Consider the following 25,512-nt stretch of genomic DNA (forward strand, 5'->3'; position numbering starts at 1 on the left):
CCCGGGGCTCTTCAGCCCCGGGTCAACTGCAAGTCAAGCAAGGCCGCGCCCAGGCACTTGCCGTGGGCATCCAGCGCCAGGGAGCGGGTCACTCCGCCGCGCAGGATGCCCGGCAAGACAAAGTTCAAGGCCCGCACATTCTCCAGGACATAGCGCTGTACCGGCGCCGCATCGCTCCCCTGCAAGCCGGCGAAATATTGCGCCACGCGCTCGGCGGTAAGCTGCTCGCAAAGAAAGGCAAAGTCCTCGGCGCGGTAGGCAATCACCGAAATATTCGAAGTGTCGCCCTTGTCCCCGGTACGCGAGTGCGCCAAGTCACGCAATTTGACCTCATTCATGCCCGTACCTCCTGATGCAAGGTGACCCTGACGGCCTCCCGGGGCAGTAACAGCGAAGCCACCGCCACCACCTGCCGCAAGCTTTTACTGGCCCCGCCGCCACCAGCGGGCCCATTGGTATAGAGGGTTTCCACCTCATTGCCGACGCGCACCGCTTCGGCCTTGTCCGTGCAGCGAGCCGCCACCCGCAGGCGCACTTCCCAGGGTTCGGCAGGCGCTCGCTGGCCCAGTTCAACACCGTGCAAGGCATCGATGCCGATCAGTTCCGCGCGCACTTCCTGCATCTGTACCCCGGTCAGGGCCAGGCGTTCGAGCACAATGTCCCGGGCCAGCCGCGCCCTGGCCACAGCCCCGGGGCCGCCATAGGAAATCTGCCCTTCGCCGATCCAGCCATCCAGGTAGCCGACGCTGACCTTGAGCCGCTCAGGCCGAGGGCTGCCTGCCGCCCCTTGCAGCCGCACCCGGTCCGGTGCCTCCTCGACAAAGCCCACCGCGGAAAAATCGGCACAGACATCCGGCGTCAGGTAGGCCGCCGGGTCATGCACTTCGTAGATCAACTGCTCGGTACAGGTAGCGCTGCTGACCTGCCCCCCGGAGCCCTTGACCTTGGTGATCAGCGCCGCGCCCTGTTCATCCACTTCGGCCAGGGGGAATCCCAGGCGCGCCAGACCGGCCACATTCTTGATCCCCGGATCGGCAAAGTAGCCGCCGCTGACCTGCCCTGCGCACTCCAGCAGGTGCCCCACCAGGGTCCCGCGCCCCAGGCGCAGCCAGTCATCCTCGGCCCAGCCGAACTCGAAGATCTGCGGCGCCAGGAACAACGAGGGGTCGGCCACCCGCCCAGTGATCACTACGTCGGCATCGGCCCGCAGCGCCTCGACGATACCCTGGGCGCCTAGGTAGGCATTGGCGGAAATCAGCCGCTGCCCCAGCGAGCCCAGGGTCTGCCCGTTGTCCAGCACCCACTCCGGCCGGGCCCGCAGAGTCTCGAGCACATCGTCCCCCAGCACCGCGATCACCTTGAGCCCTGGCAAGCCCAGCTCGGCGGCGATCCGTTGCACCTCGGCCACCGCCGCCAACGGATTGGCCGCCCCCATGTTGCTGATGATGCGCAAACGCCGCCCCGAGGCCGTGGCGCCGACAAAGGGCAGCACCCCGCGCATCCGTGCCCCCAGCAACGGGTCGTAGCCGCTGTGCGGGTCGGCCAGGCGCGCCTGCTGCGCCAGGGCGATGGTGCGCTCGGCCAGGCATTCGAACACCAGGTAATCCAGGTCGCCCTGTTGCGCCAACTCGATGGCGGGCTCGATACGGTCACCGGAGTAACCGGCGCCGGAGCCGATACGTAGGCTTTTCATCTTAAAAAACTCCCAGCAGCAGCGCGGTCAGGGTCATCAACACTGACGCAGCGAATAGAAAGGGGATGGTGAAACGCTGGTGGTCGGCCAGTTCGATCTTGCACAGGCCCACCAGCAGGAAGGTCGCCGGGGTCAGCGGGCTTACCGGGAAACCGGTGGTGTGCACGCCGAGCAACGAAGCCTGGGCCACTTGCAGCGGGTCGACACCCAGGGCCTTGCCCACTTCGGCAATCACCGGCATCACCCCGAAGTAGTAGGAGTCGGGGTCGAACAGCATGCTCAGGGGCATGGACAGGAACCCCACCACAGTCGGAATCAGCTTGCCGTGACCGGCAGGAATCTGCGCCACCGCCACTTCGGCAATCGCCTTGAGCATGCCGCTGCCCTGCATGATGCCGGTGAACACACCGGCCGCCAGGAGAATGCTGGCCATGGTCAGGGCCGTCTTGGCATGAGCATCGATGCGTGCCCGCTGGGCCTCGACATCCGGATAGTTGATGCACAGCGCCAGCACCGTGCCGACCATGAACATCACCACCGGATCGACCCAGCCGGCAATCATCACCAGCATCACCAGCACCGTGAGCAGCAGGTTGATCCAGAAGCGCCCGGGACGGCGTAGCGCCTCTTCGGCGGGGCTCAATACCCGGGTCGGGATGCCTGCACCGGCCGTGGCATCGGCACCGAGCCCCAGGCGGCGCTCCTCCCGGCGGCCGAGCCACCAGGCGCTGGCGAAGACGAACAGCAGGCCGACGATCTGCACCGGGATCAGCGGCTGGAACAGATCCGCCACCGGCACATGCAGGGCCGCTGATGAGCGCAGTACCGGGCCGGTCCAGGGCAGGAAATTGACCCCCGCAGCCATCGCCGCGACGCAGGCCAGAATCCGTCGATCGATGCCCAACCGGGTATACAGCGGCAGCATTGCCGGCACCGTCACCAGGAAGGTCACCGCGCCGGAACCGTCCAGGTGCACCAGCAGCGCCAGAAGCGCCGTGCCGACCACGATCCGCGTCGGCCGGGTGCCGACGGTGCGCAGGATGCGGTCGATGATCGGGTCGAGCATGCCGGCGTCGGTCATGATGCCGAAGAACAGGATAGCGAACACGAACATGCCTACCACGGGGGCGACGTTCTTGATGCCGGTGACGATGAAGGCGCTGGTCTGCAGACCGAAGCCGCCGATCAGCGCGGCGATGATCGGCAGCGCAATCAGCGCGACCAGAGGCGACAGGCGCTTGCTCATGACGGCCGCGAGCAGGCAGAGAATGGTGATGACACCCAGGGTGGCGAGCATGGAGCAACTCCAGTGTGCCGCCTCTTCAAGCCGGGGCCGGAAGGCGGACGGTTATTGTTTTTCTGGAGTATTGAAATCGCGCTAGTCTTTGTAAATTGGAATATTCGGCACCTTGCATTCGGAAAAACAAAATGAAGAACTCGATCCAGCATATCCAGGCCTTCCTCGCCGTGGCCCGCAGCGGCAACTTCAGCAAAGCCGCCGCCGAGCTGCACCTGTCGCCATCAGCCCTTACCGTGCAGGTCCAGCAACTGGAGGAATGGCTAGGGGTCGCCCTGCTCGATCGCAGCCCGCGCCATGTCAGCCTGACCGCTGCTGGGCTGCAGGCTCGGGGACCGATGGAGAAACTGCTGCTGGACCTGGACAACATCGTCAGTGGTTCCCGGGACCTGGCCGCCCTGCGTCGGGGCGTGGTCACCCTCGCCGCGCTGCCGTCGGTCTGCGCCGGGGTGCTGCCGCCGGCCTTGCGCCAGTTTCGCGAGCAATTTGCCGGAATCGAGGTACGCCTGCAGGACCTGGTGGCTCACCGCATTCATGCCCAGGTCCGGGCCGGCGAGGTGGATTTCGGTATCGGCGGGCGCGCCCGGCTCAGCCACGGGCTGGATTTCCAACCTCTGCTGGAGGATCGCCTGTGCCTGTTCGTGGCCACCGATCATCCCCTGGCCCAGCGCCAGTCAGTGACGCTGAAGGACCTGGCCCGCCAGCCGATCATTCTCACCGGCCGCGACAGCAGCGTGCGCGAGCAGGTCGAAGCGCTGTTCGACGACAGCCGACTGTCCCTGCTTCCAGCCATGGAAGCCAACTACATGAGCACGGTGCTGGCGCTGGTACGCCAGGGGCTGGGCATTACCCTGCTGCCGGAATCCGCCGATGACGGCCGTGAGGGCCTGCGCCGGATTGCCATCAAACACCCGGGGGTCAGCCGCGAGATCGGCCTGCTCCGCCGCAGTGGCCAGCAACTGAGCCCAGCGGCGCAGCGCTGTTATGAGTTGCTACGCCAGAACCTGGCCGGCGAACATCGTTAGCGGGCCCCACAACGCACCGAACCGGCACAAGGCCGGTCCAGTGGGGATAAAAGCACCCGCTCAGTCGAGCATCGGCACGTGTCGCGGATGGCTTTGCACTCGCTGCATCCAGGCCTGGATGCCCGGGTAGCGGCTCAGGTCGAAACCGCCCTCATCGGCCACGTGGGTGTAGGCATAGAGCGCAATATCGGCGATCGAATAGTGCTCGCCCACCAGGTACGGGGTGCGGCTCAATTGTTTCTCCATCACGTCCAGCGCCTTGTAGCCACGCTTGTGCAACTTCAGGTATTCCTCGCGGCGCTCCTCCGGCAGCCCCTCGTAAAGCTGGATGAAACGCGCCACCGCGATGTAGGGCTCATGGCTGTACTGCTCGAAGAACTGCCATTGCAGAACCTGGGTGCGCAAGCGCGGTTCGCTGGGTAGGAACTGACTGCCGTCGGCGAGGAAGTTGAGAATCGCGTTGGACTCCCACAGGCAGGTGCCGTCTTCCAGTTCCAGAACCGGAATCTTGCCGTTGGGGTTCTTTGCCAGGAAGGCCTCGGTCTGGGTATCACCCCCGAGAATATCCACCGCCTGCCATTCATAAGGCAGCCCCAGCAGACTGAGCATCAGCTTGATCTTGTAGCAGTTGCCCGAACGGTAATCGCCATAAACCTTGTACATGGCCCTCCCCTTAGGCTGCCTGTGCAGCCTGTGCTTGACGTATCACGGTGGCCAGCCGCTTGAGGCCTTCGTCCAGCCGCGCCGGATCGATATGGCTGAAATTCAACCGCAGATGCCCAGGGTTGCGTTCCGGATCGGCAAAGAACGGCTCACCGGGCATGAATGTGACGTCGTGCTCCAACGCCGACTTGAGCAAAGTGCGGGTATCCAGGGGCTGTTTCAAGCTCAGCCAGAAAAACAATCCGCCCTGGGGCACCTGCCAATCCGCCAGATCGGCGAAATGGGTAAGCAAGGCGCCCTGGAATTCATCCCGGCGCTGGCGATAGAAACTGCGCAACTGATCCAGGTGCGCCTGATACTGCTCGCTGCCGATCCACTGCATGGCCTGCCACTGGCCAACCCGATTGGTGTGCAGGTCCGCCGACTGCTTCAGCCGCAGCAGGTGCGGAAACAGGTCCGGGCTGGCAATCAGGTAACCCACCCGCAGGCCCGGCAACAGGGTTTTAGACACGGTGCCGGTGTAGATCCAACTGGCTTTTTCCAGGCGGCCGACAATAGGCGTGGCACTGCCACCATCGAACGTCAGCTCACGGTAGGGCTCGTCCTCGATCAGGGTCACGCCGAACTCGTCCAGCAAAGCCGCCACGGCATCACGCTTGGCTTCGCTGTAGCGCACCGCCGAGGGGTTCTGGAACGTCGGAATCAGGTAGATGAACGCCGGCCGGTGCTGCTCCAGGCGCGCGCGCATCTGCACCAGGTCCGGGCCATCGGCCTGCAGCGGTACTGTCAGGCAGTCGGCGCCGAACAGCTGGAAAATCTGCAGGGCGGCCAGGTAGGTCGGCGCTTCCAGCATGATCTGGGTGCCCTTGTCGATGTACAGCTTGGCTGCCAGATCGAGGGTCTGCTGGGAACCACTGACCACCAGCACCTGGCTCGCCTCGCAAGGCACCCCGAGCTGGCGCGCCTGGGCCGCCAGGGCTTCACGCAATTGCGGCTCGCCTTCGCTCATGCCGTATTGGCCCATGGCCAACGGCATGTCCTGCCATTGCACCTTGGGCAGCATCACTTCGGCCGGCAGGCCCCCGGCGAACGACATCACTTCCGGGCGCTGGGCCGCGGCAAGGATTTCACGGATCAGAGAGCTTTTGAGACGCGATACACGTTCGGAGAAGGCCATGGAGATCACCGCTAGCGAAGGCTGAGGGAAATACGTCAAACTGCTTGACCGAAATTACGCCGACCTTTGCAGATACGTCAATATGCTTGACCTTAAAAACCAGGCTTCGCAGCAAGCGGCCATGGAAGCTTTCTTCTTCGGCTATCAAGCGTTTACCGCCAAGGCCGACGAAATGCTCGAACGCCGGGGCCTGAGCCGGGTGCACCAGCGCATCGTGTTTTTCATCGCCCGCTATCCCGGGCTCAGCGTCAAGGAACTGCTCAATCTGCTGGGGGTGAGCAAGCAGGCATTGAACACACCGTTGCGCCAATTGATGGAAATGCACCTGGTGGACAGCGTCGCACCGGACAGCGACAAGCGTAAGCGCCTGTTGCAGTTGACCGCCGATGGCACAGGCTTCGAGCAATCCCTGCGCCGCGAGCAGGTCAAACTCCTGCAACGGGCCTTCAGCGAAGCTGGCGAGAGTGCGGTCAATGGCTGGCTGGCGGTGAACCAGGCGCTGGCCGGCAAACCCGTCGAAGACTGAGCCCCTGCGGGCGCCATTCATTGGTGCGCCGGCCCCGGCCTTGCCCCAAACCCTTGCACACCCCGGCGCAACGTCGGGGCCGCGATATAGCCATGTTCGCAGATTTTTCGCACACACCCCCAAAAACATTATTTGCTTTCTTTGTATACAAACGCATAATTCGCCCGACGAGTTCTTGACCCGCAGGTCAACAAAACCCGCACGCCTTACCTGCCTCAAAGAGCCGCTGCCCACCCTTGCGTGTCCGGCTCTGGAAAAAACAATAAAACTCTTGAGGAGTACTCGCTGTGGAAAGCCGCAAATCCGAAGCCTCTACGCTCGATCTCTCGCCGTCGCTGAACAGCGGCTGGCTGGAGCGCATCTTCAAACTCAGGTTGCATGGCACCACGGTGAAGACCGAGTTGATTGCCGGTCTGACAACCTTCATCACCATGGCCTACATCATCTTCGTCAACCCCAACATCATGGCCGACGCCGGCATCGATCACGGCGCAGCCTTCGTCGCCACCTGCATCGCCGCCGCCCTGGGCTGCCTGTTGATGGGCCTGTACGCCAACTGGCCGGTGGGCCTGGCACCGGGCATGGGGCTCAACGCCTTCTTCACCTACACCGTGGTCGGCACCATGGGCTACCACTGGGAAACCGCCCTTGGCGCGGTGTTCATTTCCGGTGTGCTGTTCATGATCCTGACCCTGTCGCGGGTACGTGAATGGCTGCTCAACAGCATTCCGGTGAGCCTGCGGTTCGCCATGGGTGCCGGGGTCGGGCTGTTTCTCGGCCTGATCGGCCTGAAGACGGCCAACATCATCGTCGACAGCCCGGCCACCCTGATCAAGCTCGGCAACCTGCGAGACCCCGGCCCACTGCTGGCGGCCGTCTGCTTCTTGATGATCGCAGTGCTCAGCTATCACCGGGTCTTCGGCGCGATTCTCATCAGTATCATCGCCGTGACCCTGGCCGGCTGGGGCCTGGACCTGGTGCACTACAACGGGATCATGTCCACTCCGCCGAGCCTGGCGCCGACCTGGATGGCCATGGACATCGCCGGCGTGTTCAACGTCAGCATGATCAGCGTGGTCCTGGCGTTCCTCTTCGTGCACATGTTCGACACAGCCGGCACCCTGATGGGCGTGGCCCAGCGCGCCGGCCTGGTGAACGCCGATGGCAAGATCGAGAACCTCTCCCGCGCACTCAAGGCGGACAGTGCCTCCAGCGTGTTCGGTGCCGTGGTCGGTGTACCACCAGTCACCAGCTATGTGGAAAGTGCCGCCGGGGTCGCCGCTGGTGGCCGCACCGGGCTGACCGCGGTCACCGTGGGCGTGCTGTTCATTGCCGCGATGTTCTTCGCTCCCCTGGCAGGCATGATCCCCGCCTATGCCACCGCCGGCGCGCTGATCTATGTGGCGATGCTGATGATGGGCGGCATGGCCCACATCAACTGGGACGAGGCCACCGACAGCATTCCGGCCATCGTCACCGCAATCATGATGCCCCTGACCTTTTCCGTCGCCGATGGCATTGCCCTGGGCTTCATCACCTATGTGGTGCTGAAGGCCGGCACCGGCAAGTACAAGGAAATCTCCATCAGCCTGTATGTGCTGTGCGCGATTTTCATCGCCAAGTTCATTTTCCTCTAGGACGCCCTGCTCCACACAGGCCCCATCCCGCTGGATGGGGCTTTTTCGTTACCGATGATCGGCTGTGGCCAGCAGGTCCGGGGCGGTCACAGGGCCCTTTCGGCGGCGAGCCGGCTCCTGCGGGATCTAGTGGAGCCGACGACCAGTGAAGGCTTTATGCCAGACGAAAAAAAGCCCGCAGTGTGGGCGGGCAAGGACCAAAGAAGCTATTTGCGCAGGATTCTTGGGGGGAAAGTCCTAGCTTCCTCTGTAGGTCGAATAGCTGTAAGGCGAGATCAGTAGCGGTACGTGATAGTGGTCCTGCTCGGCGCTGATGCCGAACCGCAGTACCACCACATCCAGGAACGCCGGCTGCGGCAGTTGCACACCACGGGCACGGTAGTAGTCACCGGCATGGAAGTGCAGCTGGTACACCCCGGAACGGTAGTCATCACCCTGCAGCAGCGGCGCATCGCAACGGCCATCGCTGTTGGTCAGGGTGCTGGCGACCAATTCCAGCTGGGCCCCTTCCACTCGATACAGCTCGACCTTGATAGCGCTGCCAGGGCAGCCATGTGCGGCATCCAAAACGTGTGTAGTCAAACGTCCCATTGATTCTGCGTGCCTGGCGCCTTCAAGCGTTCAGGCCTCGCGCCTCCCGGAGTCAGTAATTGAAGGAGACCGCAGCGTTTCGACCGGTGAAAAGCTGCGGCGAGAGCAAGATTAAGACATTTTTCAAAAAAATTGTACACAATAATAATCGCAAATATTCCCGGCCCCGCGACCCTTCGAATGCATCAGCGGATTTGCCTGAACGCCATAGTGACAGACGACTTGTCATCCATTAGCTGACCATCCAGGCAAGTTTCTTGCAGGTGACAGCCATAGCGATAAAAGCGGAAAAATGCAAAAAATCAGGCTTACAAAGTGAAGACAAACTTGTATACAATCATTCCATCGCAGTGACGCCCACCTGGCTTTCCGGCTTCAGGTTCCGCCACGCCACCGTTATCACGAATAAGAAGGAAGACTGCAGTGAGCGCTGACTACCCTCGCGACCTGATCGGTTACGGCTCCAACCCTCCTCACCCTCACTGGCCGGGCAATGCCCGCGTCGCCCTGTCCTTCGTGCTCAATTACGAAGAGGGCGGCGAGCGCAACATCCTTCATGGCGACAAGGAATCGGAAGCCTTCCTCTCGGAAATGGTCTCGGCGCAACCCCTGCAGGGCGAGCGCAACATGAGCATGGAATCGCTGTACGAGTATGGCAGCCGTGCCGGCGTCTGGCGGATCCTCAAGCTGTTCAAGGAATTCGACATTCCACTGACCATCTTCGCCGTGGCCATGGCCGCCCAGCGTCACCCGGACGTGATCCGCGCCATGGTCGAAGCCGGCCACGAGATCTGCAGCCACGGCTACCGCTGGATCGACTACCAGTACATGGACGAGGCCCAGGAACGCGAGCACATGCTCGAAGCGATCCGCATCCTCACCGAAATCACCGGCGAACGCCCACTGGGCTGGTACACCGGCCGCACCGGCCCGAACACCCGGCGCCTGGTGATGGAGGAAGGCGGCTTCCTCTATGACTGCGACACCTACGACGACGACCTGCCCTATTGGGAACCCAACAACCCCACCGGCAAGCCGCACCTGGTGATCCCCTACACCCTGGACACCAACGACATGCGCTTTACCCAGGTGCAGGGCTTCAACAAGGGCGACGACTTCTTCCAGTACCTGAAGGACGCCTTCGATGTGCTCTACGCCGAAGGTGCCGAAGCGCCGAAGATGCTTTCCATAGGCCTGCACTGCCGCCTGATCGGCCGCCCGGCGCGCCTGGCCTCGCTCAAGCGCTTCCTCGAATACGTCAAGGGTCACGAGCAGGTGTGGTTCAGCCGCCGGGTGGACATCGCCCGTCACTGGCAACAGACCCACCCTTACCAGGGAGCGGCGAAATGACTGCCTTCCAGAGCCTCAAGCCCTCGACCCTGAGCCGCGAAGATTTCGTCAAGGCCTTCGCCGACATCTACGAACACTCGCCGTGGGTTGCCGAAAAGGCCTACGAACTGGGGCTTGACGCCTCCGTCGACCAGATCGAGACCCTGCACCAGCGCATGAGCGACATCCTGTTGAGCGCCGATCACGCCAGCCAGCTGGCACTGATCAACGCTCACCCGGACCTGGCCGGCAAAGCCGCCGTCCAGGGCCAGTTGACCGAAGCCAGTACCAATGAGCAGGCCGGCGCTGGTATTCACCAATGCACCGCCGAAGAGTTCCAGCGCTTCACCGAGCTCAACGACGCCTACAAGGCCAAGTTCAAGTTTCCCTTCATCATGGCGGTGAAGGGCAGCAATCGGCACCAGATCCTCGCTGCATTCGAAACCCGCATCCACAACTCGGTGGACACCGAGTTCAAATGCGCACTGGCAGAAATCAACAAGATCGCCCTGTTCCGCTTGCTGACCCTGTAGCGATTGCCCGCCTGGCCCGAGAAAGCATCTGCAACGATGCATTTCCCAGGGCCTCGCGAGCACCCCGGCCACTGAATTCAAGGCAGACAAGAAGAATGAAAACCAACGCCGTAGCTTTCGAGAAGTTCGTCAACCTGGCCGATGCCCGGCTGGGGACCAAGATCATCTCGGTCACCGATGACTGGTTCGCCGACGCCAACCGCCTGTTCCAACCGACTCCGGCGGTGTGGAAGGAAGGCGTATTCGATGACAACGGCAAGTGGATGGATGGCTGGGAATCACGCCGCAAGCGCTTCGAAGGCTACGACAGTGCGGTCATCCGCCTCGGCGTGGCCGGCTCGATCAAGGGCGTGGACATCGACACTTCATTCTTCACCGGCAACTTCCCGCCCTCGGCCTCCCTGGAAGCCTGCTTCCTGGCCGCAGGCGAACCGGATGAAAACACCCAGTGGACCGAAGTGCTGTCGGCGGTGGAGTTGCAGGGCAACAGCCACCACTACCACGAGATCCACAACCACCAGCCGTTCAGCCACCTGCGCTTCAACATCTACCCCGATGGCGGCGTAGCACGGCTGCGGGTCTACGGCATTCCCTACCGCGACTGGTCGGCCATCGGCGACGACGAACAGGTCGACCTGGCTGCCGCCCTCAACGGCGGCCGCGCCCTGGCCTGCTCCGACGAGCACTTCGGGCGCATGGGCAACCTCCTCAACCCCGGCCGCGGCATCAACATGGGTGACGGCTGGGAAACCGCCCGGCGCCGTACTCCCGGCAACGACTGGGTGATCATCGCCCTGGGCCATGCCGGTGAAATCGAAAAGATCATCGTCGACACCCTGCACTTCAAGGGCAACTACCCGGACAGCTGCTCGATCCAGGGCGCCCTCGTCAAGGGTGGCACCGACAGCCAGATCGAAACCCAGAGCCTGTTCTGGCGTGAACTGCTACCCAGCCAGAAATTGGAAATGCACACCGAACACAGCTTCGTCGAACAGATCAGGGCGCTGGGGGCTATTACCCACGTGCGCCTGAATGTATTCCCGGACGGTGGCGTCAGCCGCCTGCGACTGCTGGGCAAGGTCAAAAAATAAAGGGTCGCGCAGCGCGCGGGCGACCGGTTTGCCCGCAGTAGCCACGGACCAGACAACAACGAACTCGAGATAAGAAGAACAGCATGCGCACATTAGTGATTGAGCCCCTGAGCAAAGAAGCCTTCGCCCCTTTCGGTGACGTAATCGAGACCGACGGCAGCGATCACTTCATGATCAACAACGGTTCGACCATGCGCTTCCACCGCCTGGCAACGGTCGAGACCGCTGCGCCGGAAGACCAGGCCATCATCAGCATCTTCCGCGCCGACGCGCTGGACATGCCGCTGACCATCCGCATGCTGGAACGCCATCCGCTGGGCAGCCAGGCTTTCATCCCGCTGCTCGGCAATCCCTTTCTGATCGTGGTCGCGCCACTTGGCGATGAACCTGTATCGGGCTTGGTCCGTGCCTTTGTCAGTAATGGCAGGCAGGGCATTAATTACCATCGCGGCGTCTGGCACCACCCGGTGCTGACGATCGAAAAGCGGGATGACTTCCTGGTGGTTGATCGCAGTGGCACTGGCAATAACTGCGATGAGCATTTCTTCAAAGAGGATGAGTGTTTGATCCTCGCCCCCCACCAATAAGAGAAGGTCTGATCACCCGACAACAAGGGTGGCAGGCAAGAGGTAAAGACTGTGGAAGCACATCTGTTGGAATGGCTCAACCTGAGCGTGCGTTGGGTACATATGATCACTGGTGTGGCCTGGATCGGCGCATCGTTCTATTTCGTCTGGCTGGAGAACAACCTCAACCGCGTCAACCCCAAGGACGGCCTGTCCGGCGACCTCTGGGCGATTCACGGCGGTGGTATCTATCACCTGGAAAAATACAAGCTGGCACCGCCCTCGATGCCGGAGAACCTGCACTGGTTCAAATGGGAAGCCTACTTCACCTGGATGTCCGGGATTGCCCTGCTGTGCCTGGTGTTCTACTTCAACCCGATGCTCTACCTGGTTGCCCCCGGCAGCGGCCTGACCGGCCCTGAAGGCGTTGCCATCGGTATCGGTGCGTTGATCGCCGGCTGGTTCGTCTATGACTTCCTCTGCGATTCGCCACTGGGCAAGAAACCCGCCCTGCTCGGCTTCATCCTGTTCCTCCTGCTGATCGGCGCTGCCTATGGCTTCAGCAAGGTGTTCAGTGGCCGTGGCGCGTACCTGCACGTGGGCGCCATCATCGGCACCATCATGGTGGGCAACGTGTTCCGCATCATCATGCCGGCCCAGCGCGCGCTGGTGGCAGCGATCGCGGAAAACCGCACCCCCGACCCGACCCTGCCGGCCAAGGGCCTGCTGCGCTCGCGTCACAACAACTACTTCACCCTGCCCGTGCTGTTCATCATGATCAGCAACCACTTCCCGAGCACCTACGGCAGCCAGTACAACTGGTTGATCCTGGCCGGGATCGCGGTCCTGGCGGTATTGGTGCGTCATTACTTCAACACCCGTCATGACAGCCACAAGTTCGCCTGGACCCTGCCCGTCGCGGCACTGGGCATGATCTGCCTGGCCTACGTAACCGGCCCGACCCCAGCGCCAAGCGCTCCGGAAGTGGCCAAGGCCCAGACCCAGTACCAGCCATTGCCGGAAACCGCCCTGGGCGGCAAGCCGGCAACCTCGGCTGCGACAGAGGCACCGGCACCGGCCGCTCCAGCCGCTGCGGCAACGGCTCCGGCCAGCGCCCCGGCGCAGGCGGCCAATTCCGGCCCGTCCTTCGACAAGGTGCATAGCGTGATCCAGGAGCGTTGCGCGGTCTGCCATTCGGCCAAGCCCACCAGCCCCCTGTTCAGCACAGCACCGGCAGGGGTGATGTTCGACACTCCTGAGCAGATCCGCCTGCAAGCCGCGCGGATCCAGGCCCAGGCCGTCGCCAGCCAGATCATGCCGCTGGGCAACATCACCCAGATGACCCAGCAGGAACGCGAGCTGGTCGGTGCCTGGATTACCCAGGGAGCCCAGACCAACTGATCAGCCTGGTACCCGGCTGATTCGCGAGCAAGCTCGCTCCTACAGAACCGCAATTGTCTGTAGGAGCGGGCTTTCTTGCCATCAGTCAGAAGATTCGCCTGTTGCAAACACGTTGCGCGTAAAGACGCAGCGGTTAAATCACAAGAATAAAAAGATCCGAGGTGTTGCATGTCCGATTCATCCGAACAGTGCGTCCCCGATGCGCCCGCCATTCAGCGCTTGCCCTTCCTGCAACTGATCCTGGTCGGCCTGCAGCACGTCCTGCTGATGTATGGCGGTGCAATCGCGGTACCGCTGATCATCGGACAGGCCGCTGGCCTGAGTCGTGAAGAAATCGCCTTCCTGATCAATGCCGACCTGCTGGTTGCCGGGATCGCCACCATCGTCCAGTCAATGGGCATCGGCCCCATGGGCATTCGCATGCCGGTGATGATGGGGGCCAGCTTCGCCGCGGTGGGCAGCATGGTGGCCATGGCCGGCATGCCCGGCATCGGCATGCAGGGAATTTTCGGCGCAACCATCGCCGCCGGTTTCTTCGGCATGCTGATCGCGCCATTCATGTCCAAGGTGGTGCGCTTCTTCCCGCCGCTGGTCACTGGCACGGTCATCACCTCGATCGGTCTCTCGCTGTTTCCCGTGGCGGTGAACTGGGCAGGCGGAGGCAGCAGCGCAGCCCAGTTCGGCTCGCCCATCTACCTGACCATCGCCGCCCTGGTGCTGGGTACCATCCTGCTGATCCACCGCTTCATGCGCGGCTTCTGGGTGAACATCTCGGTACTGATCGGCATGGGCCTGGGCTACATCCTCTGCGGCCTGATCGGTATGGTCGACCTCAGCGGCATGGCCCAGGCGCCCTGGCTGCAGGTAGTCACACCGCTGCACTTCGGCATGCCGCAGTTCCACCTGGCCCCGATCCTCTCCATGTGCCTGGTGGTGGTGATCATCTTCGTCGAGTCCACCGGGATGTTCCTGGCCCTGGGCAAGATCACCGGCCAGGAGGTCACCCCACGCATGCTGCGTCGCGGCTTGCTGTGTGATGCCGGGGCATCGTTCTTCGCTGGCTTCCTCAACACCTTCACCCACTCCTCTTTTGCCCAGAACATCGGCCTGGTGCAGATGACCGGCGTGCGCTGCCGTTCCGTGACCATGGTCGCCGGCGGCCTGCTGATCGTCCTCAGCCTGCTGCCCAAGGCGGCGTTCCTGGTGGCGTCGATTCCACCGGCGGTGCTGGGGGGCGCGGCCATCGCCATGTTCGGCATGGTGGCTGCGACCGGGATCAAGATCCTCCAGGAAGCCGACATCGCCGACCGGCGCAATCAGCTGCTGGTGGCCGTGAGCATCGGCATGGGCCTGATTCCCGTGGTGCGCCCCGAGTTCTTCGCCCACCTGCCCCTGTGGATGAGCCCCATCACCCACAGTGGCATCGCCATGGCGACCTTGAGTGCGCTGGTGCTGAACCTGCTGTTCAACATTCTCGGGGGCAGCGAGCGCGCGGCCAGCAATGCGCATCACGCCCATCAGCACTGAGTCACCAGCAGGGTGCCGGTTCGGCGCCCTGACCTTGCTTCACCGTTCATGCTTGACCGCAGCGCTCGCCCACTCAGGATCGAGCGCTGCCCATTAGACGCTGCGCCTTGAAAATAAGAACAAACAGGGAGCAACACCTATGCAGCCTGCCCAGGCTTTCCTGGCGGTGGCCGCTGGACGGCCATTAGCGCCATGCAATCCCCCTGACGGCCGCCAGTCATTGGCACTCTATTGCCCTTCAATGCGGATGCTTGCCTGAGATGGCCCGCATACCCGCCCCAAAGTGGTTGCAAGTGCGCCGTTGCGGAGCACTTGAGCCCTGCCGTGAGAGCCAGTATTCTCCGCGGCCGCGCAAGTCTGGTCTAAAAAAAAGCCCGGATGAAAAACCTGACCCAAGAGCCAACTTATCCCGGCCTGGACAGGTAACAAGGCGCAAGAAAACATCGCGAAAAACACTCTCGCCCGGCGGTATCGCTACAGCCGGACGGGAGTTTTTTGCTTTTTTTCGGCCTTGGCTCAGCTCTTGCTAACAGCAACAAAGCTGACCGATCGGATGGTTTTTTGCAGCAACGAAAAAAGGCGCCAAACCAGAGCGCCAAGCCAAAAAAACGTGGAACTACCTACTTGGGAGCAACCGAATGAAACCGATGTGCAAGAGCCTGATGTTGGCCGCCAGCTTGCTGGCCGGGGGGCAGGCCGTGGCTGGCGACCTGTTGCAATGGCAGAACAACAGCCTGACTTACTTGTATGGCAAGAACTTCGAAGTTAACCCGCAGATTCAACAGACGGTCACTTTCGAACATGCCGATGCCTGGAAGTACGGGGATAACTTTTTCTTCCTCGACCGCATCTTCTATAACGGCAAGGAAGACGGCAACGTCGGCCCGGACACTTACTACGGCGAGTTCACGCCACGCCTGTCGTTCGGCAAGATCTTCGACCAGAAACTTGAATTCGGCCCGATCAAGGACGTGCTCCTGGCGTTCACCTACGAGTTTGGCGAAGGTGACAACGAGTCCTACCTGATCGGCCCGGGCTTCGACCTGGCAGTCCCTGGCTTCGACTATTTCCAGCTGAACTTCTACCAGCGCCACACCGAGGGCAGCCGCCCGGGCGACAACGTCTGGCAGATCACGCCAGTGTGGTCCTACACCATTCCCGTGGGCCGTTCGGACATCCTGATCGACGGCTACATGGACTGGGTGGTGGACAACGACCAGAACGCCAAGGGTACCTACCACGCCAACCTGCACTTCAACCCGCAGATCAAGTACGACCTGGGCAAGGCGCTGAATTGGGGCGCCAAGCAGCTGTACGTCGGCTTCGAGTACGACTACTGGAAGAACAAGTACGGTATCGAGGACTCGCGCAACTTCGAGACCAACCAGGACACCGCCAGCCTGCTGGTCAAGTACCACTTCTGATGCTTGGCTGATGCCGCCTGCGCCCCTCCATGGAGGGGCGCAGGCGGTATTTGCCATCAGGCAATGCGTGAACCGGAATCACGCCAGAATGCCGGATCGGCACTCTTGAGCCGCTCCACCGCGTTATGGATGTGGCTCAGCGCCGCTTGCCTCGCCCCTTCGACATCCCGCGCCGCAATCGCCCGATAGACCGCCAGATGCTCGGCACGCACCGTGCGCGCCAGATCCTTGCGCCGCTCCTCATTGGAGCGGGTGATACGAATCGCTTCCTTGATGAATTGCGCAATGAATTCATGCAGGGAGGGGTACAGCGGATTACCGATGGCCTGGGAAATCGACAGGTGGAATGCCAGGTCCTGCTCCACCCCATCCTGACCCGCATGCTCGGCGCTATCGATGGCCAGCAGCGCCTGATGAATCGCCTCTAACTGCGAAGAGGTATGGCGCTGGGCCGCCAGGGCCGCCGCCTCGCCTTCGATACCACGACGCAGTTCGGTGACCCTGAGCACCGCCTCGATCGAGCCGCGCACGTCCAGGTCGATAGTGAACGCCTTGATATGGGCGCCCTCGCATACCACGGTGCCGCTGCCTTGGCGCACCTCCACCAGGCCCGCCGACTTCAAGCGCGATATGGCCTCGCGGATGACGGTGCGGCTGACGCCGAAACGCTCACACAGAACCGGTTCGGTGGGCAGGCGCGCTCCCGGCAGAACTTCGCCATTGGCGATGTGTGCCTTGAGCGCCGCAGTCACCTGGTCCGCCAGCGTGCCCTTGGCCGAATCCTTGAGCGTCGCCAGGGAATCGGCGGCGGGGAAAGCGTTATCAGGCTTGGACATGGGCATCTCGGTAGTCAAATTGGCTAACGGTACTGCATTTCAGGCACGCCGTCCTGCCCGAAGCCTGCCATTGAATTCGTATGATGTATTATGTTATCTAAGCCATGTCAGCAAGTCCGATAAAAACAAAATCACCCAAATACAAGAAACAAGGATGGGTAAAGACATGCCTGAATCACTGTCGCAAACCGCCTCGGCCCCGGTCACCGCCTCCTTCGAGGACCTGGCCTACCGTAAAGTCGCCTGGCGCATCCTGCCGCTATTGTTGCTGTGCTACCTGGTGGCCTATCTGGACCGGGTCAACGTCGGCTTCGCCAAGCTGCAGATGTCCGAAGACCTGCAGTTTTCCGAAGCGGTCTATGGCCTGGGCGCCGGGATCTTCTTCATTGCCTACTTTCTGGTGGAGATCCCCAGCAACCTGATCCTGCATCGAGTCGGCGCGCGGCTGTGGATCGCGCGCATCATGATCAGCTGGGGCCTCATTTCCTCGTGCATGGCCTTCGTCAGCACCCCCACCTCCTTCTATGTCATGCGCTTTCTGCTGGGCATCGCCGAGGCCGGGTTCTACCCGGGGGTGATCCTCTATCTGTCGTACTGGTTCCCCTCCAACCGCCGCGGCAAGATGTACGCACTGTTCGCTACCGCCGTGCCGCTTTCGGGGCTGATCGGCGCACCGCTATCCGGGTGGATCATGAGCGCCCTCAATGGCCATCACGGATTCGCCGGCTGGCAGTGGATGTTCTTTCTCGAAGGCCTGCCCTCGATTCTGGTGGGCGGCCTGGTGATCTACTGCCTCAGCGACCGGATCGCCGACGCAGGCTGGCTGACCCGGGAGCAGAAGACCCTGCTGCAGAGCAGGATCGAGGCCGAAACCGACGGCCACCAGGTACACAGCGTGCGCCAAGTGTTCGGGCAGCCGCGGATCTGGCTGCTGACCGCCATCTACTTCTGCATGATCGCCGGCTTCTACACCGTCGGTTTCTGGCTGCCCTCCTTGATTCGCCAGGCAGGCGTCAGCGACGTCTTCCAGGTCGGCATGCTCACCGCGATTCCCTATGCCGCAGCGGCGCTGACCATGGTGCTGATATCCCGCAGTGCCGACCGCCTGCGCGAACGTCGCTGGCACCTGGCGTTGACCGCGGTGCTGGGTGGGGTGGGGCTGATGATTTCCGCCACCTGGAGCGACAACTTCACAGTGTCGATGATCGGCCTGACCCTGGGGGCCATGGGCGCCTTCAGCACCCTGCCACTGTTCTGGAGCCTGCCCACTGCCTTTCTCGGCGGCACCGCAGCGGCAGCCGGGATTGCCCTGATCAACTCCTGGGGCAACCTCGCCGGGTTCGTTTCGCCCTACCTAATGGGCTTTCTCAAGGACCTGACCCAGAGCACCACCATCGGCATGTACGTGATGGCCAGTGCGCTGTTCGTCGGAGCCCTGCTGGTCTTCAAGATCCCCGGAAAACTGGTCAATCGCTGATAGTTGGAGTTACTCATGAATATTCTTGTCACCGGCGCCGCCGGGTTTCTCGGACGCCGCCTGATCCAGGCCCTGCTCGAGCGCGGCTCACTCACCGACCGTCACGGCCAGTTGCGCCCCATTCAGCGGATTACCGCGTTCGACCGCGACCCCGTGCAAGGCCTCGACGACCCTCGGGTCCAGGTCAAGGGTGGGGATATCACCGATCCCCAGGTCCTGGCGAACCTGATCGACGCCAACACCCAGGGCATCTTTCACCTGGCCGCAGTGGTCTCCAGCCAGGCAGAAAGCGATTTCGATCTGGGCATGCGCGTCAACTTCAGCGCCACCCAGGGACTGCTGGAACGCGCGCGACAGTTGGGTACTTGCCCGAAGTGGGTGATGACCAGCTCGGTGGCCGTCTTCGGTGGACAACTGCCGGACACCGTCGGCGATGATCAAGTCTGGTCACCCCAGAGTTCCTATGGCACCCAGAAAGCCATGAACGACCTGCTGCTGGCCGACTATAGCCGGCGCGGCTTCGTCGATGGCCGCAGCCTGCGCATGCCCACCATCGTCGTGCGCCCGGGCAAGCCGAATCTGGCGGCATCAAGCTTTGCCAGCGGCATCATCCGTGAGCCCCTCAACGGTCAGGCCAGTGTCTGCCCGGTGCCCTTGAACACCCGGCTATGGCTGATGTCACCGGCACAGGCCATTGCCAACCTGGTTCACGGTCATGAGCTGGCCGCCGAGCGCTTGAGCCAGGGCCGGGTGATCAACATGCCCGGTTTGTCACAGACAGTGGAGCAGATGATCGATGCGCTGCGCGAGGTGGCCGGTGACGCGGTGGCCCGGCAGGTTCAATTGCGGCCGGATGCAGCCATCGAACGCATCGTCGGCTCTTGGCCGGGAGCGTTCAGCACACCGTATGCAAACCAACTGGGCTTCACCTCGGACCCGGACTTCGCCAGCGTGATCCGACAGTTCATCAGGGATTACCTGCATCGTTGAACAACGGACCGCCCCCAGGATGGCCTCCTTGAGCTGGAGGCCGTCCTCGCTGGGTTTGCCACAAGACCTGCAAGCACTACCAGCTGTAGCTCAGGTTCAACTGCCCGCCGTAACCGTACTCGCTGACGCTTCCCGAATGGCCGAATAGATGACTGGATAGCTCCACATCCCGAGCGACCCGCACCTGGGCTCCGACCTTCAACTCCAGAGCATCCCGCGATGGCCTGGCATCGAAGCTGTTACTCCCCATCCGTACCGACGGCACCGCCTCGCTATGCAGCCAGTTGGTTTCGACAAAGGGTCGCAGCACCGATTCATCGGCTGCCTGACCAGGCTGCTGGTAGAGCCGCACGCCAATACTGGAGCGCCAGGCATCGGCAGTGCCATTGCGCAACCGCGTATCCTGCAATTCCGCGTCCCTGGCGGTATAACGGCTATAGATCAGCTGCCCGCGAGGCTCCACCACCCAGGCCCGGAAGGGAGAATCAGCGGCAAATGGCGCCAATGCATAGCCCGATTCCAGGGAGGCCGACCATAGGTTCGAATCATAATCGGCGGACCCCAGTTCACTGCTCAGCCGGTTGGTATAGCGACCGTACTGCAACCAGGTGTCGACATAGGCACCCAGCCGGTTCACGTCATCCGCATAGAAAGTGCCATACACGCCCGCCGAATAACCCGAGACCTTGCCATGGGCCTTCGCGCGAACAGAAGTATTGGTGTCGCGGCGCATCAATGTGGAGGTCGAGTCGATGCGCGCGTCGCCATAGCCCGCCATGAGCCCGGCATAGAGCGCACCTTGCGCGCCCACCGGCCGGCGCAGCAACGCCCCGCCCATCTGCACCACATCGCTGCTGGAGTCGATATCGACCTTGCCTTCGGCCATGCGCATGCCCTTGTCATGCCGCCCCTGGGCCCGCATCCAGAGTCCCGAATCCTGGCGGTCAGCCCCCAGGCTGCGCTTGCTTGCACGGTCCTGCAGGCCATGGTCGAACATTGTCCTGGTGGCCTGCTGGGTGCCGATATATGCCCCGCCTTCCGGTGCCACCTGGCGGGCAGCGGAATTCGCTCCTGCAGGCGGATCCGTGGGTAACGCCGGGCCGTTGTACTCTGAGGTCAGGTACCAGTCATTCGTGTTGCCCGAGTTGCCACCTTGCACCAGGCTGTACTCATAGCCATTGATCGAAAGGCTGCCGACACTCCGACGATAACCGCTGGAGCCCGTGTCCAGGTAGAAGGCGTCGGCTGCGATGGTTCCGCCATTGATCGCCTGCACCAGGGGGATCCCCTCCTGCGTCAGTCCCCCCTTACCCCCAGCGTTGAGCACTCGCACTGCGGTTCGGCCACTGGCCGTTCCACCATCGATGACCAGCCGGTCGCTGGGAGACGTGTCGTCGCCCAGGTAGGTGCTGAGTACCATCGCGCCATTACCGATGTAGTCGTTAACGGTCAGGGTCTGGAAACCGGCTGCGCCGAACACCAGCGTACCGTTGTTGGTCAAGGTGCCCAGTGTCGAGTCACTGCGTATGTTCCAGCGGCTGCTGTCATCGAGCAGCAGGCTGTTGATCCGCCCTCCGCTCTCGGCCCGCAGAGCCCCCGTCAATTCCGAGCCGGCGCTGAGGCTCAGGTCCACACTGCCGTTCTGGGCAAGGACATCGCCCACCAGCGTCGAGCCGCTGGCCTCGACACTGACCTGGCCGGTATCGACGGGAACATTGTTCAACATTGCCTGGCGGGTCTGCAGAAAGATGCCTTGGGCCTCCTGCCCCTCGGCACGCGCAACAATGCTCGAGTTCACCAGAGTGAACTGATGATCGCCGCCACTGGCCAGCAAGCCTGCGCCATCCTGGGTACTGATCTGACTGCCGGTCAGCGAAAGGGTATTGCTCGCCGTCCCGCTGTTGACATAACTCCAGACGCCAGACGCCAGGTCCCCGTGAGTGGCCAGCCGGGAGTTCTCCAAAGTTGCTACCGCACCATTGCCCAGTGCCAGGGCGGACGCACCGTTGCCGTGGGTGATGACTTCGGTGCTACTGGCGGCCAGACGTGCATCGTCAGCCCGCACGAACAGACCATGGGCCGCTTGCCCATGGGTGACGACCTCAGACTGTGCCAGGCGCAGGTCGGCTCCCGTAGTTTGTGCCAAGGCGCCAAAGGATCCGGTGCCGAAGGTTTCAATCCTCATATTGCTCGCCTCAATGCTGGCATCGCTGTCGAACTGGTTGTACAGGTACAAACCCAGCGAATTCTCACCGTGAGTGAAGATGGTGCCATTGCTCAGCGTCGCCTGGCCGGCCCGATTATCCAGCCCGTGGGCAAACTGGGCACCGAAGGTGCTGATGCTGAACTGATCGGCGATCAGCTGGGACTCGGGCATGAACATCCATACCCCTCCTGCTTGCTCTCCATAGGTGCTGATGCTGACTTCGTACAACGTGGCACGGGCGGCGTCGCCGTTGAGGTTGAGCCCATAGCCGGTGCTGGAACTCAAGTTTGCATAGCGAATATCGGCTGACGAGCCAACGCCGTCGAAGTCGTACCCCAGATATACTGCGTCCTCGTGGGCGGTGAGGCTGCCGCCTAACATCGAGAATTGGCCACCATAAAGTCGGGCGCCGGAGTAGCGGGCAGAAGTGCCATGGCTGTCGATGAAGGCCAGGCTTGACCCGGCCCCCCTGACATCCAGAACCGAAGCGCTCTCGCCCGCCGTATTGATGGTGACCGCCTCCAGCGTCATTGAGGCGCGCTGGGACACCTCGGCGCCATATCCGTTGGCATTACTGGTAGAGATGCTCAGATTATGAGCGTCCAGAGCCGTTCCCGCACCCGAGGCGACCACACCATGGCCATAGGTGCCGAGGGTGGTAATGCTGCCACCGTCAAGCGTGATACGGCCACCACCGTACGCGTACGCACCAAATGACTGCCGGGAAGTGAGCGAGGTGCCGGTGGCGACGATTTCACTGCCAGGACCACGGGCCTCGAGCGCGTAAGTGCGGTGGCTCAGTACCTGGCTATCCACCAGAGTCACGTGTCCACCATCGCTGGCGCTGACCCCGACCGTGAAGTTGCCGACCGGGGAGCCGGCCTGGATATCAACCCCTTCGGCATTCAGGTTATTGCCCTTGGCCGAAATGTTGATCGCCGCCCCCGGGCCGTCATAGATCACGGAGTCGCCCGGATGCAGGCTCATCGAATCACCGCCAGCCGGATTGGAGAGATCAATCTGGCCGTACTCAGCAGCTCGCGCCTGGATCGACACAGCCACGAGGGACATCGTAAAAAGGCCCGACAGCGTCGAGCGGACCAATCGTTGCATGAGACTACCTACCACATTTGCGTCGCAGGCTCCTCAAGACAATGTCCACAATTGACAGCAAATGGCCGTAGAAAGCAGGAGGAACCGCGATGATGATCGACATTGATCACCACCATCATCCAAGCGATCCCGAACCTTTGTAATCAGATTGATCTCAAAAGACTGCACCGGCCCTCGGCAGCGCCGGCAATAGAGAGCAGGAAGGGCTGCGCGCATTGTTCCGCACGCAGGCGCGTGCATGCTCCCAAGCGGATTCAGGCCCGTGGCGCGCGCGTCAGCCCAAGGAAGCGCGCCAGCTCCTCGCGCTTGGCCAGGGCGTCACTGCGGCCCAGCTCGATCAGCTCGTTGCAGTAGGGCGCTTCGAACAGCAGATAACTCAAGACCCCTGCGCCGCTGGTGCGGGTCGCCCCGGGGCCGCGCAGAAACACTCGCAGCGCCGCTGGCAACTCATGCCGGTGGCGTGCCGCTATCTCGTCGATAGGCTGGCTCGGGGCAATCACCAGTACTTCCACTGGAGCAATGCCCAGGGCACGGTCGGCCGCACTGCCGGGCAGCAACCGGCTGAAGTGATTGAGCCGCTCCAGCAATTCGATATCGCTTTCCAGGCTGTCAATGAAGGTGCTGTTGAGCATGTGCCCGCCAATCTGCGCCAGGGTCGGCTCCTGACCGGTATAGGTCCGCTGCCCGGCACTCTCCGGATCGTTGCCCCGCGGGTTGCCGCTGACGCCCACCACCAGCACACGGCTGGCCCCCAGGTGCAGGGCCGGGCTGATGGGCGCCGACTGGCGCACCGCCCCATCGCCGAAATACTCCTGGTCGAGCTTCACCGGCGCGAACAGCAAGGGGATCGCCGAACTGGCCAGCAAGTGGTCCACCGTCAGATGGGTGGGAATGCCGATCCGTCGATGCCGCAGCCAGGGATCGATCACCCCGCCCCCTTGATAGAAGGTCACCGCCTGGCCGGATTCGTAGCCGAACGCGGTTACCGCCACAGCGTGCAATTGGCCCTGGGCAATCGCGTCGTTGATGCCCGACAGGTGCATGTGTTCGTTGAGCAGCTCGCGCAGCGGCGAGTTGTTGATCAGCGCCACCGGCACCTGGGCACCCAGCCCCAGCAGGCTGTGGCCGACAAAGCGGCTGGCCTGGCGAATGACCCCGGGCCAGTCGCTGCGCATTACCTGATCACTGCGAAAGTTGCGCCAGAACGCCGTGAGGCGCTGGATCGCCGCAGAAAAGTCCGCGGCGCCACTGGCCAGGCTGACGGCATTGATGGCCCCCGCTGAAGTGCCGACGATCACCGGGAACGGGTTGCGCGCCCCCGGGCCCAGCAACTCGGCAATCGCCGCCAGCACGCCGACTTGATAAGCGGCCCGGGCACCACCGCCGGAAAGAATCAAACCTGTTACCGGTCCAGCACTCATTGCTTCACTCCATCCATGGCGTACCAGGGCCGCTCATCGAGGCCGGAGGGTCAACCGCGCTTCTTATAGAGCTTGGGCTCGCCTGGCGGCCGGCTCTTGAAGCGACGGTGAGCCCAGAGGTACTGCTCGGGGCAGGCGCGCAAGGCGGTTTCCACCCACTGATTGATCCGCAGGCAATCCTCCTCTTCGGTGGCGCCGGGAAAATCCGCCAGGGGGGCATGGATCACCAGACGGTACCCACTGCCATCGGCCAGGCGTTCCTGGGTGAAAGGCACCACCAGCGCCTTGCCCAGGCGGGCGAACTTGCTGGTAGCGGTGACCGTCGCGGCCTGGATACCGAACAGCGGCACGAAAACGCTCTGCTTGGCGCCATAGTCCTGGTCCGGCGCATACCAGATCGCCCGCCCGGACCGCAGCAGCTTGAGCATGCCGCGCACGTCGTCGCGCTCCACCGCCAGGGAATCGAGGTTGTGGCGCTCGCGGCCGCGGCGCTGGATGAAGTCGAACAGTGGGTTCTTGTGTTCGCGGTACATGCCATCGATGGTGTGTTGCTGGCCCAGCAGCGCCGCGCCGATCTCCAGGGTGGTGAAGTGCAGGGCCATGAGAATCACCCCATGACCGTCGCGCTGGGCCTGCTTGAGGTAGTCCAGCCCTTCGACATGGGCCAGCCGAGCCAGCCGCGGCTTGGACCACCACCAGCTCATGGCCATCTCGAAGAAGGCGATCCCGGTGGAGGCGAAGTTCTCCTTGAGCAGGCGTTTGCGTTCCTCGGCGGACTTTTCCGGGAAACACAGTTCCAGGTTGCGCTTGGCAATCCGCCGGCGCTCACCGGCCACCCGGTACATCAGCGCCCCGAGGGCGCGACCGATGTGCAGCAGTGCGGCATAGGGCAACTGGACGATCAGCCATAACACACCAAGCCCCAGCCACAGCGGCCAGAAACGTGGAGACAAGAATGCAGCTCGAAAACGCGGGCGATCCATTACAGA

Annotated in this window: 22 protein-coding genes; 12 read left to right on the top strand and 10 right to left on the bottom strand. The window is 62.5% G+C overall.

Annotated features, from left to right (window positions below; all coding sequences use genetic code 11):
• Positions 1–11 precede the first annotated feature (11 nt).
• The 3 genes from ABCR88_RS23995 to ABCR88_RS24005 are packed head-to-tail and all read right to left on the bottom strand — an operon-like array spanning position 12 to position 2,990.
• Complete coding sequence (locus tag ABCR88_RS23995; RefSeq protein ID WP_041119440.1) at positions 12–338, bottom strand: hypothetical protein; 327 nt, start codon at positions 336–338, stop codon at positions 12–14.
• Positions 335–1,693 carry an acyclic terpene utilization AtuA family protein gene (locus tag ABCR88_RS24000; RefSeq protein WP_041119441.1) on the bottom strand — a complete coding sequence of 453 codons (1,359 nt, stop codon included), beginning with the start codon at positions 1,691–1,693 and terminating at the stop codon, positions 335–337. Before ABCR88_RS24000 ends, ABCR88_RS23995 begins: the two co-directional genes overlap by 4 nt.
• Before the next feature lies 1 nt (position 1,694).
• Positions 1,695–2,990, bottom strand: a complete 1,296-nt coding sequence (locus ABCR88_RS24005) for a citrate:proton symporter (protein WP_011062629.1) — start codon at positions 2,988–2,990, stop codon at positions 1,695–1,697.
• Positions 2,991–3,121: 131 nt separating this feature from the next.
• Between ABCR88_RS24005 and ABCR88_RS24010 the strand changes: the two genes are divergently transcribed.
• The gene (locus tag ABCR88_RS24010; RefSeq protein ID WP_320335227.1) at positions 3,122–4,015 is read left to right on the top strand and encodes a LysR family transcriptional regulator; all 894 of its coding nucleotides are present in this window, start codon (positions 3,122–3,124) and stop codon (positions 4,013–4,015) included.
• 60 nt (positions 4,016–4,075) lie between these two features.
• Here ABCR88_RS24010 and ABCR88_RS24015 read toward each other — a convergent pair whose 3' ends face one another.
• Both ABCR88_RS24015 and ABCR88_RS24020 read right to left on the bottom strand, forming a co-directional pair.
• Complete coding sequence (locus ABCR88_RS24015; protein WP_161466130.1) at positions 4,076–4,678, bottom strand: glutathione S-transferase family protein; 603 nt, start codon at positions 4,676–4,678, stop codon at positions 4,076–4,078.
• Between the two features lie 10 nt (positions 4,679–4,688).
• On the bottom strand, positions 4,689–5,855 hold the full coding sequence (locus ABCR88_RS24020; RefSeq protein ID WP_011062632.1) for a PLP-dependent aminotransferase family protein: 1,167 nt from the start codon (positions 5,853–5,855) through the stop codon (positions 4,689–4,691).
• 82 nt (positions 5,856–5,937) lie between these two features.
• On the opposite strand from ABCR88_RS24020, the gene ABCR88_RS24025 reads away from it, so the two are divergent.
• Positions 5,938–6,381, top strand: a complete 444-nt coding sequence (locus ABCR88_RS24025; RefSeq protein WP_011062633.1) for a MarR family transcriptional regulator — start codon at positions 5,938–5,940, stop codon at positions 6,379–6,381.
• 287 nt (positions 6,382–6,668) lie between these two features.
• Positions 6,669–8,018 (top strand): NCS2 family permease, encoded by a 1,350-nt coding sequence (locus ABCR88_RS24030; RefSeq protein WP_015636600.1) that lies wholly within the window; start codon positions 6,669–6,671, stop codon positions 8,016–8,018.
• 237 nt (positions 8,019–8,255) lie between these two features.
• On the opposite strand, the gene uraH is transcribed toward ABCR88_RS24030, so the two are convergent.
• Positions 8,256–8,609 (bottom strand): hydroxyisourate hydrolase, encoded by a 354-nt coding sequence (gene uraH / locus ABCR88_RS24035; RefSeq protein ID WP_011062635.1) that lies wholly within the window; start codon positions 8,607–8,609, stop codon positions 8,256–8,258.
• A 423-nt stretch (positions 8,610–9,032) separates the two neighbouring features.
• Here uraH and puuE point away from each other — a divergent pair, with 423 nt between their 5' ends.
• The 7 genes from puuE to ABCR88_RS24070 all read left to right on the top strand — a co-directional run bounded on the left by puuE (position 9,033) and on the right by ABCR88_RS24070 (position 16,480).
• Positions 9,033–9,959 (top strand): allantoinase PuuE, encoded by a 927-nt coding sequence (puuE, locus tag ABCR88_RS24040; protein WP_011062636.1) that lies wholly within the window; start codon positions 9,033–9,035, stop codon positions 9,957–9,959.
• Positions 9,956–10,471: a 2-oxo-4-hydroxy-4-carboxy-5-ureidoimidazoline decarboxylase gene (uraD, locus tag ABCR88_RS24045; protein ID WP_011062637.1), complete on the top strand. Its 516-nt coding sequence runs from the start codon at positions 9,956–9,958 to the stop codon at positions 10,469–10,471. The genes puuE and uraD overlap by 4 nt, the downstream gene beginning before the upstream one ends.
• A 95-nt stretch (positions 10,472–10,566) precedes the next feature.
• Positions 10,567–11,562, top strand: coding sequence for an allantoicase (gene alc, locus ABCR88_RS24050; RefSeq protein WP_325985100.1), 996 nt, complete (start codon positions 10,567–10,569; stop codon positions 11,560–11,562).
• Between the two features lie 83 nt (positions 11,563–11,645).
• A complete protein-coding gene (locus ABCR88_RS24055; protein WP_325985101.1) occupies positions 11,646–12,149 on the top strand; it encodes an ureidoglycolate lyase in 504 nt (167 codons plus the stop codon).
• Positions 12,150–12,200: 51 nt separating this feature from the next.
• Positions 12,201–13,529 carry a urate hydroxylase PuuD gene (locus ABCR88_RS24060; protein WP_350023086.1) on the top strand — a complete coding sequence of 443 codons (1,329 nt, stop codon included), beginning with the start codon at positions 12,201–12,203 and terminating at the stop codon, positions 13,527–13,529.
• A gap of 168 nt (positions 13,530–13,697) precedes the next feature.
• Positions 13,698–15,056 carry a nucleobase:cation symporter-2 family protein gene (locus ABCR88_RS24065; RefSeq protein WP_015636603.1) on the top strand — a complete coding sequence of 453 codons (1,359 nt, stop codon included), beginning with the start codon at positions 13,698–13,700 and terminating at the stop codon, positions 15,054–15,056.
• A gap of 638 nt (positions 15,057–15,694) precedes the next feature.
• Positions 15,695–16,480, top strand: coding sequence for an outer membrane protein OmpK (locus tag ABCR88_RS24070; RefSeq protein WP_011062642.1), 786 nt, complete (start codon positions 15,695–15,697; stop codon positions 16,478–16,480).
• Between the two features lie 56 nt (positions 16,481–16,536).
• On the opposite strand, the gene ABCR88_RS24075 is transcribed toward ABCR88_RS24070, so the two are convergent.
• Complete coding sequence (locus ABCR88_RS24075; RefSeq protein WP_350403629.1) at positions 16,537–17,322, bottom strand: FadR/GntR family transcriptional regulator; 786 nt, start codon at positions 17,320–17,322, stop codon at positions 16,537–16,539.
• A gap of 160 nt (positions 17,323–17,482) precedes the next feature.
• Here ABCR88_RS24075 and ABCR88_RS24080 point away from each other — a divergent pair, with 160 nt between their 5' ends.
• Together ABCR88_RS24080 and denD are read left to right on the top strand one after the other, a co-directional pair.
• Positions 17,483–18,793 (top strand): MFS transporter, encoded by a 1,311-nt coding sequence (locus ABCR88_RS24080; protein ID WP_011062644.1) that lies wholly within the window; start codon positions 17,483–17,485, stop codon positions 18,791–18,793.
• 15 nt (positions 18,794–18,808) lie between these two features.
• The gene (gene denD / locus ABCR88_RS24085) at positions 18,809–19,783 is read left to right on the top strand and encodes a D-erythronate dehydrogenase (protein WP_350403630.1); all 975 of its coding nucleotides are present in this window, start codon (positions 18,809–18,811) and stop codon (positions 19,781–19,783) included.
• 76 nt (positions 19,784–19,859) lie between these two features.
• On the opposite strand, the gene ABCR88_RS24090 is transcribed toward denD, so the two are convergent.
• The 3 genes from ABCR88_RS24090 to ABCR88_RS24100 form a co-directional block, all read right to left on the bottom strand.
• Entirely contained in the window at positions 19,860–23,102 is a 3,243-nt protein-coding gene (locus ABCR88_RS24090) for an autotransporter outer membrane beta-barrel domain-containing protein (RefSeq protein WP_232512066.1), read from the bottom strand.
• Between the two features lie 254 nt (positions 23,103–23,356).
• Entirely contained in the window at positions 23,357–24,523 is a 1,167-nt protein-coding gene (locus ABCR88_RS24095) for a patatin-like phospholipase family protein (protein ID WP_041119451.1), read from the bottom strand.
• A 50-nt stretch (positions 24,524–24,573) separates the two neighbouring features.
• Entirely contained in the window at positions 24,574–25,506 is a 933-nt protein-coding gene (locus ABCR88_RS24100; RefSeq protein ID WP_041119452.1) for a lipid A biosynthesis lauroyl acyltransferase, read from the bottom strand.
• Between the last annotated feature and the right edge of the window lie 6 nt (positions 25,507–25,512).

Source organism: Pseudomonas sp. W17, from assembly GCF_040268305.1.
GTDB lineage: Bacteria > Pseudomonadota > Gammaproteobacteria > Pseudomonadales > Pseudomonadaceae > Aquipseudomonas > Aquipseudomonas protegens.

Bases quoted from the DNA above. Each gene is read 5' to 3' on its own strand.
- denD (WP_350403630.1), top strand. From the start codon at position 18,809: ATGAATATTCTTGTCACCGGCGCCGCCGGGTTTCTCGGACGCCGCCTG.
- uraD (WP_011062637.1), top strand. From the start codon at position 9,956: ATGACTGCCTTCCAGAGCCTCAAGCCCTCGACCCTGAGCCGCGAAGAT.
- ABCR88_RS24005 (WP_011062629.1), bottom strand. From the start codon at position 2,990: ATGCTCGCCACCCTGGGTGTCATCACCATTCTCTGCCTGCTCGCGGCC.
- ABCR88_RS24080 (WP_011062644.1), top strand. From the start codon at position 17,483: ATGCCTGAATCACTGTCGCAAACCGCCTCGGCCCCGGTCACCGCCTCC.
- ABCR88_RS24090 (WP_232512066.1), bottom strand. From the start codon at position 23,102: ATGCAACGATTGGTCCGCTCGACGCTGTCGGGCCTTTTTACGATGTCC.
- ABCR88_RS24100 (WP_041119452.1), bottom strand. From the start codon at position 25,506: ATGGATCGCCCGCGTTTTCGAGCTGCATTCTTGTCTCCACGTTTCTGG.
- ABCR88_RS23995 (WP_041119440.1), bottom strand. From the start codon at position 338: ATGAATGAGGTCAAATTGCGTGACTTGGCGCACTCGCGTACCGGGGAC.
- ABCR88_RS24025 (WP_011062633.1), top strand. From the start codon at position 5,938: ATGCTTGACCTTAAAAACCAGGCTTCGCAGCAAGCGGCCATGGAAGCT.
- ABCR88_RS24000 (WP_041119441.1), bottom strand. From the start codon at position 1,693: ATGAAAAGCCTACGTATCGGCTCCGGCGCCGGTTACTCCGGTGACCGT.
- ABCR88_RS24055 (WP_325985101.1), top strand. From the start codon at position 11,646: ATGCGCACATTAGTGATTGAGCCCCTGAGCAAAGAAGCCTTCGCCCCT.
- ABCR88_RS24015 (WP_161466130.1), bottom strand. From the start codon at position 4,678: ATGTACAAGGTTTATGGCGATTACCGTTCGGGCAACTGCTACAAGATC.
- uraH (WP_011062635.1), bottom strand. From the start codon at position 8,609: ATGGGACGTTTGACTACACACGTTTTGGATGCCGCACATGGCTGCCCT.
- ABCR88_RS24065 (WP_015636603.1), top strand. From the start codon at position 13,698: ATGTCCGATTCATCCGAACAGTGCGTCCCCGATGCGCCCGCCATTCAG.
- alc (WP_325985100.1), top strand. From the start codon at position 10,567: ATGAAAACCAACGCCGTAGCTTTCGAGAAGTTCGTCAACCTGGCCGAT.
- ABCR88_RS24075 (WP_350403629.1), bottom strand. From the start codon at position 17,322: ATGCCCATGTCCAAGCCTGATAACGCTTTCCCCGCCGCCGATTCCCTG.
- ABCR88_RS24070 (WP_011062642.1), top strand. From the start codon at position 15,695: ATGAAACCGATGTGCAAGAGCCTGATGTTGGCCGCCAGCTTGCTGGCC.
- ABCR88_RS24010 (WP_320335227.1), top strand. From the start codon at position 3,122: ATGAAGAACTCGATCCAGCATATCCAGGCCTTCCTCGCCGTGGCCCGC.
- ABCR88_RS24020 (WP_011062632.1), bottom strand. From the start codon at position 5,855: ATGGCCTTCTCCGAACGTGTATCGCGTCTCAAAAGCTCTCTGATCCGT.
- ABCR88_RS24095 (WP_041119451.1), bottom strand. From the start codon at position 24,523: ATGAGTGCTGGACCGGTAACAGGTTTGATTCTTTCCGGCGGTGGTGCC.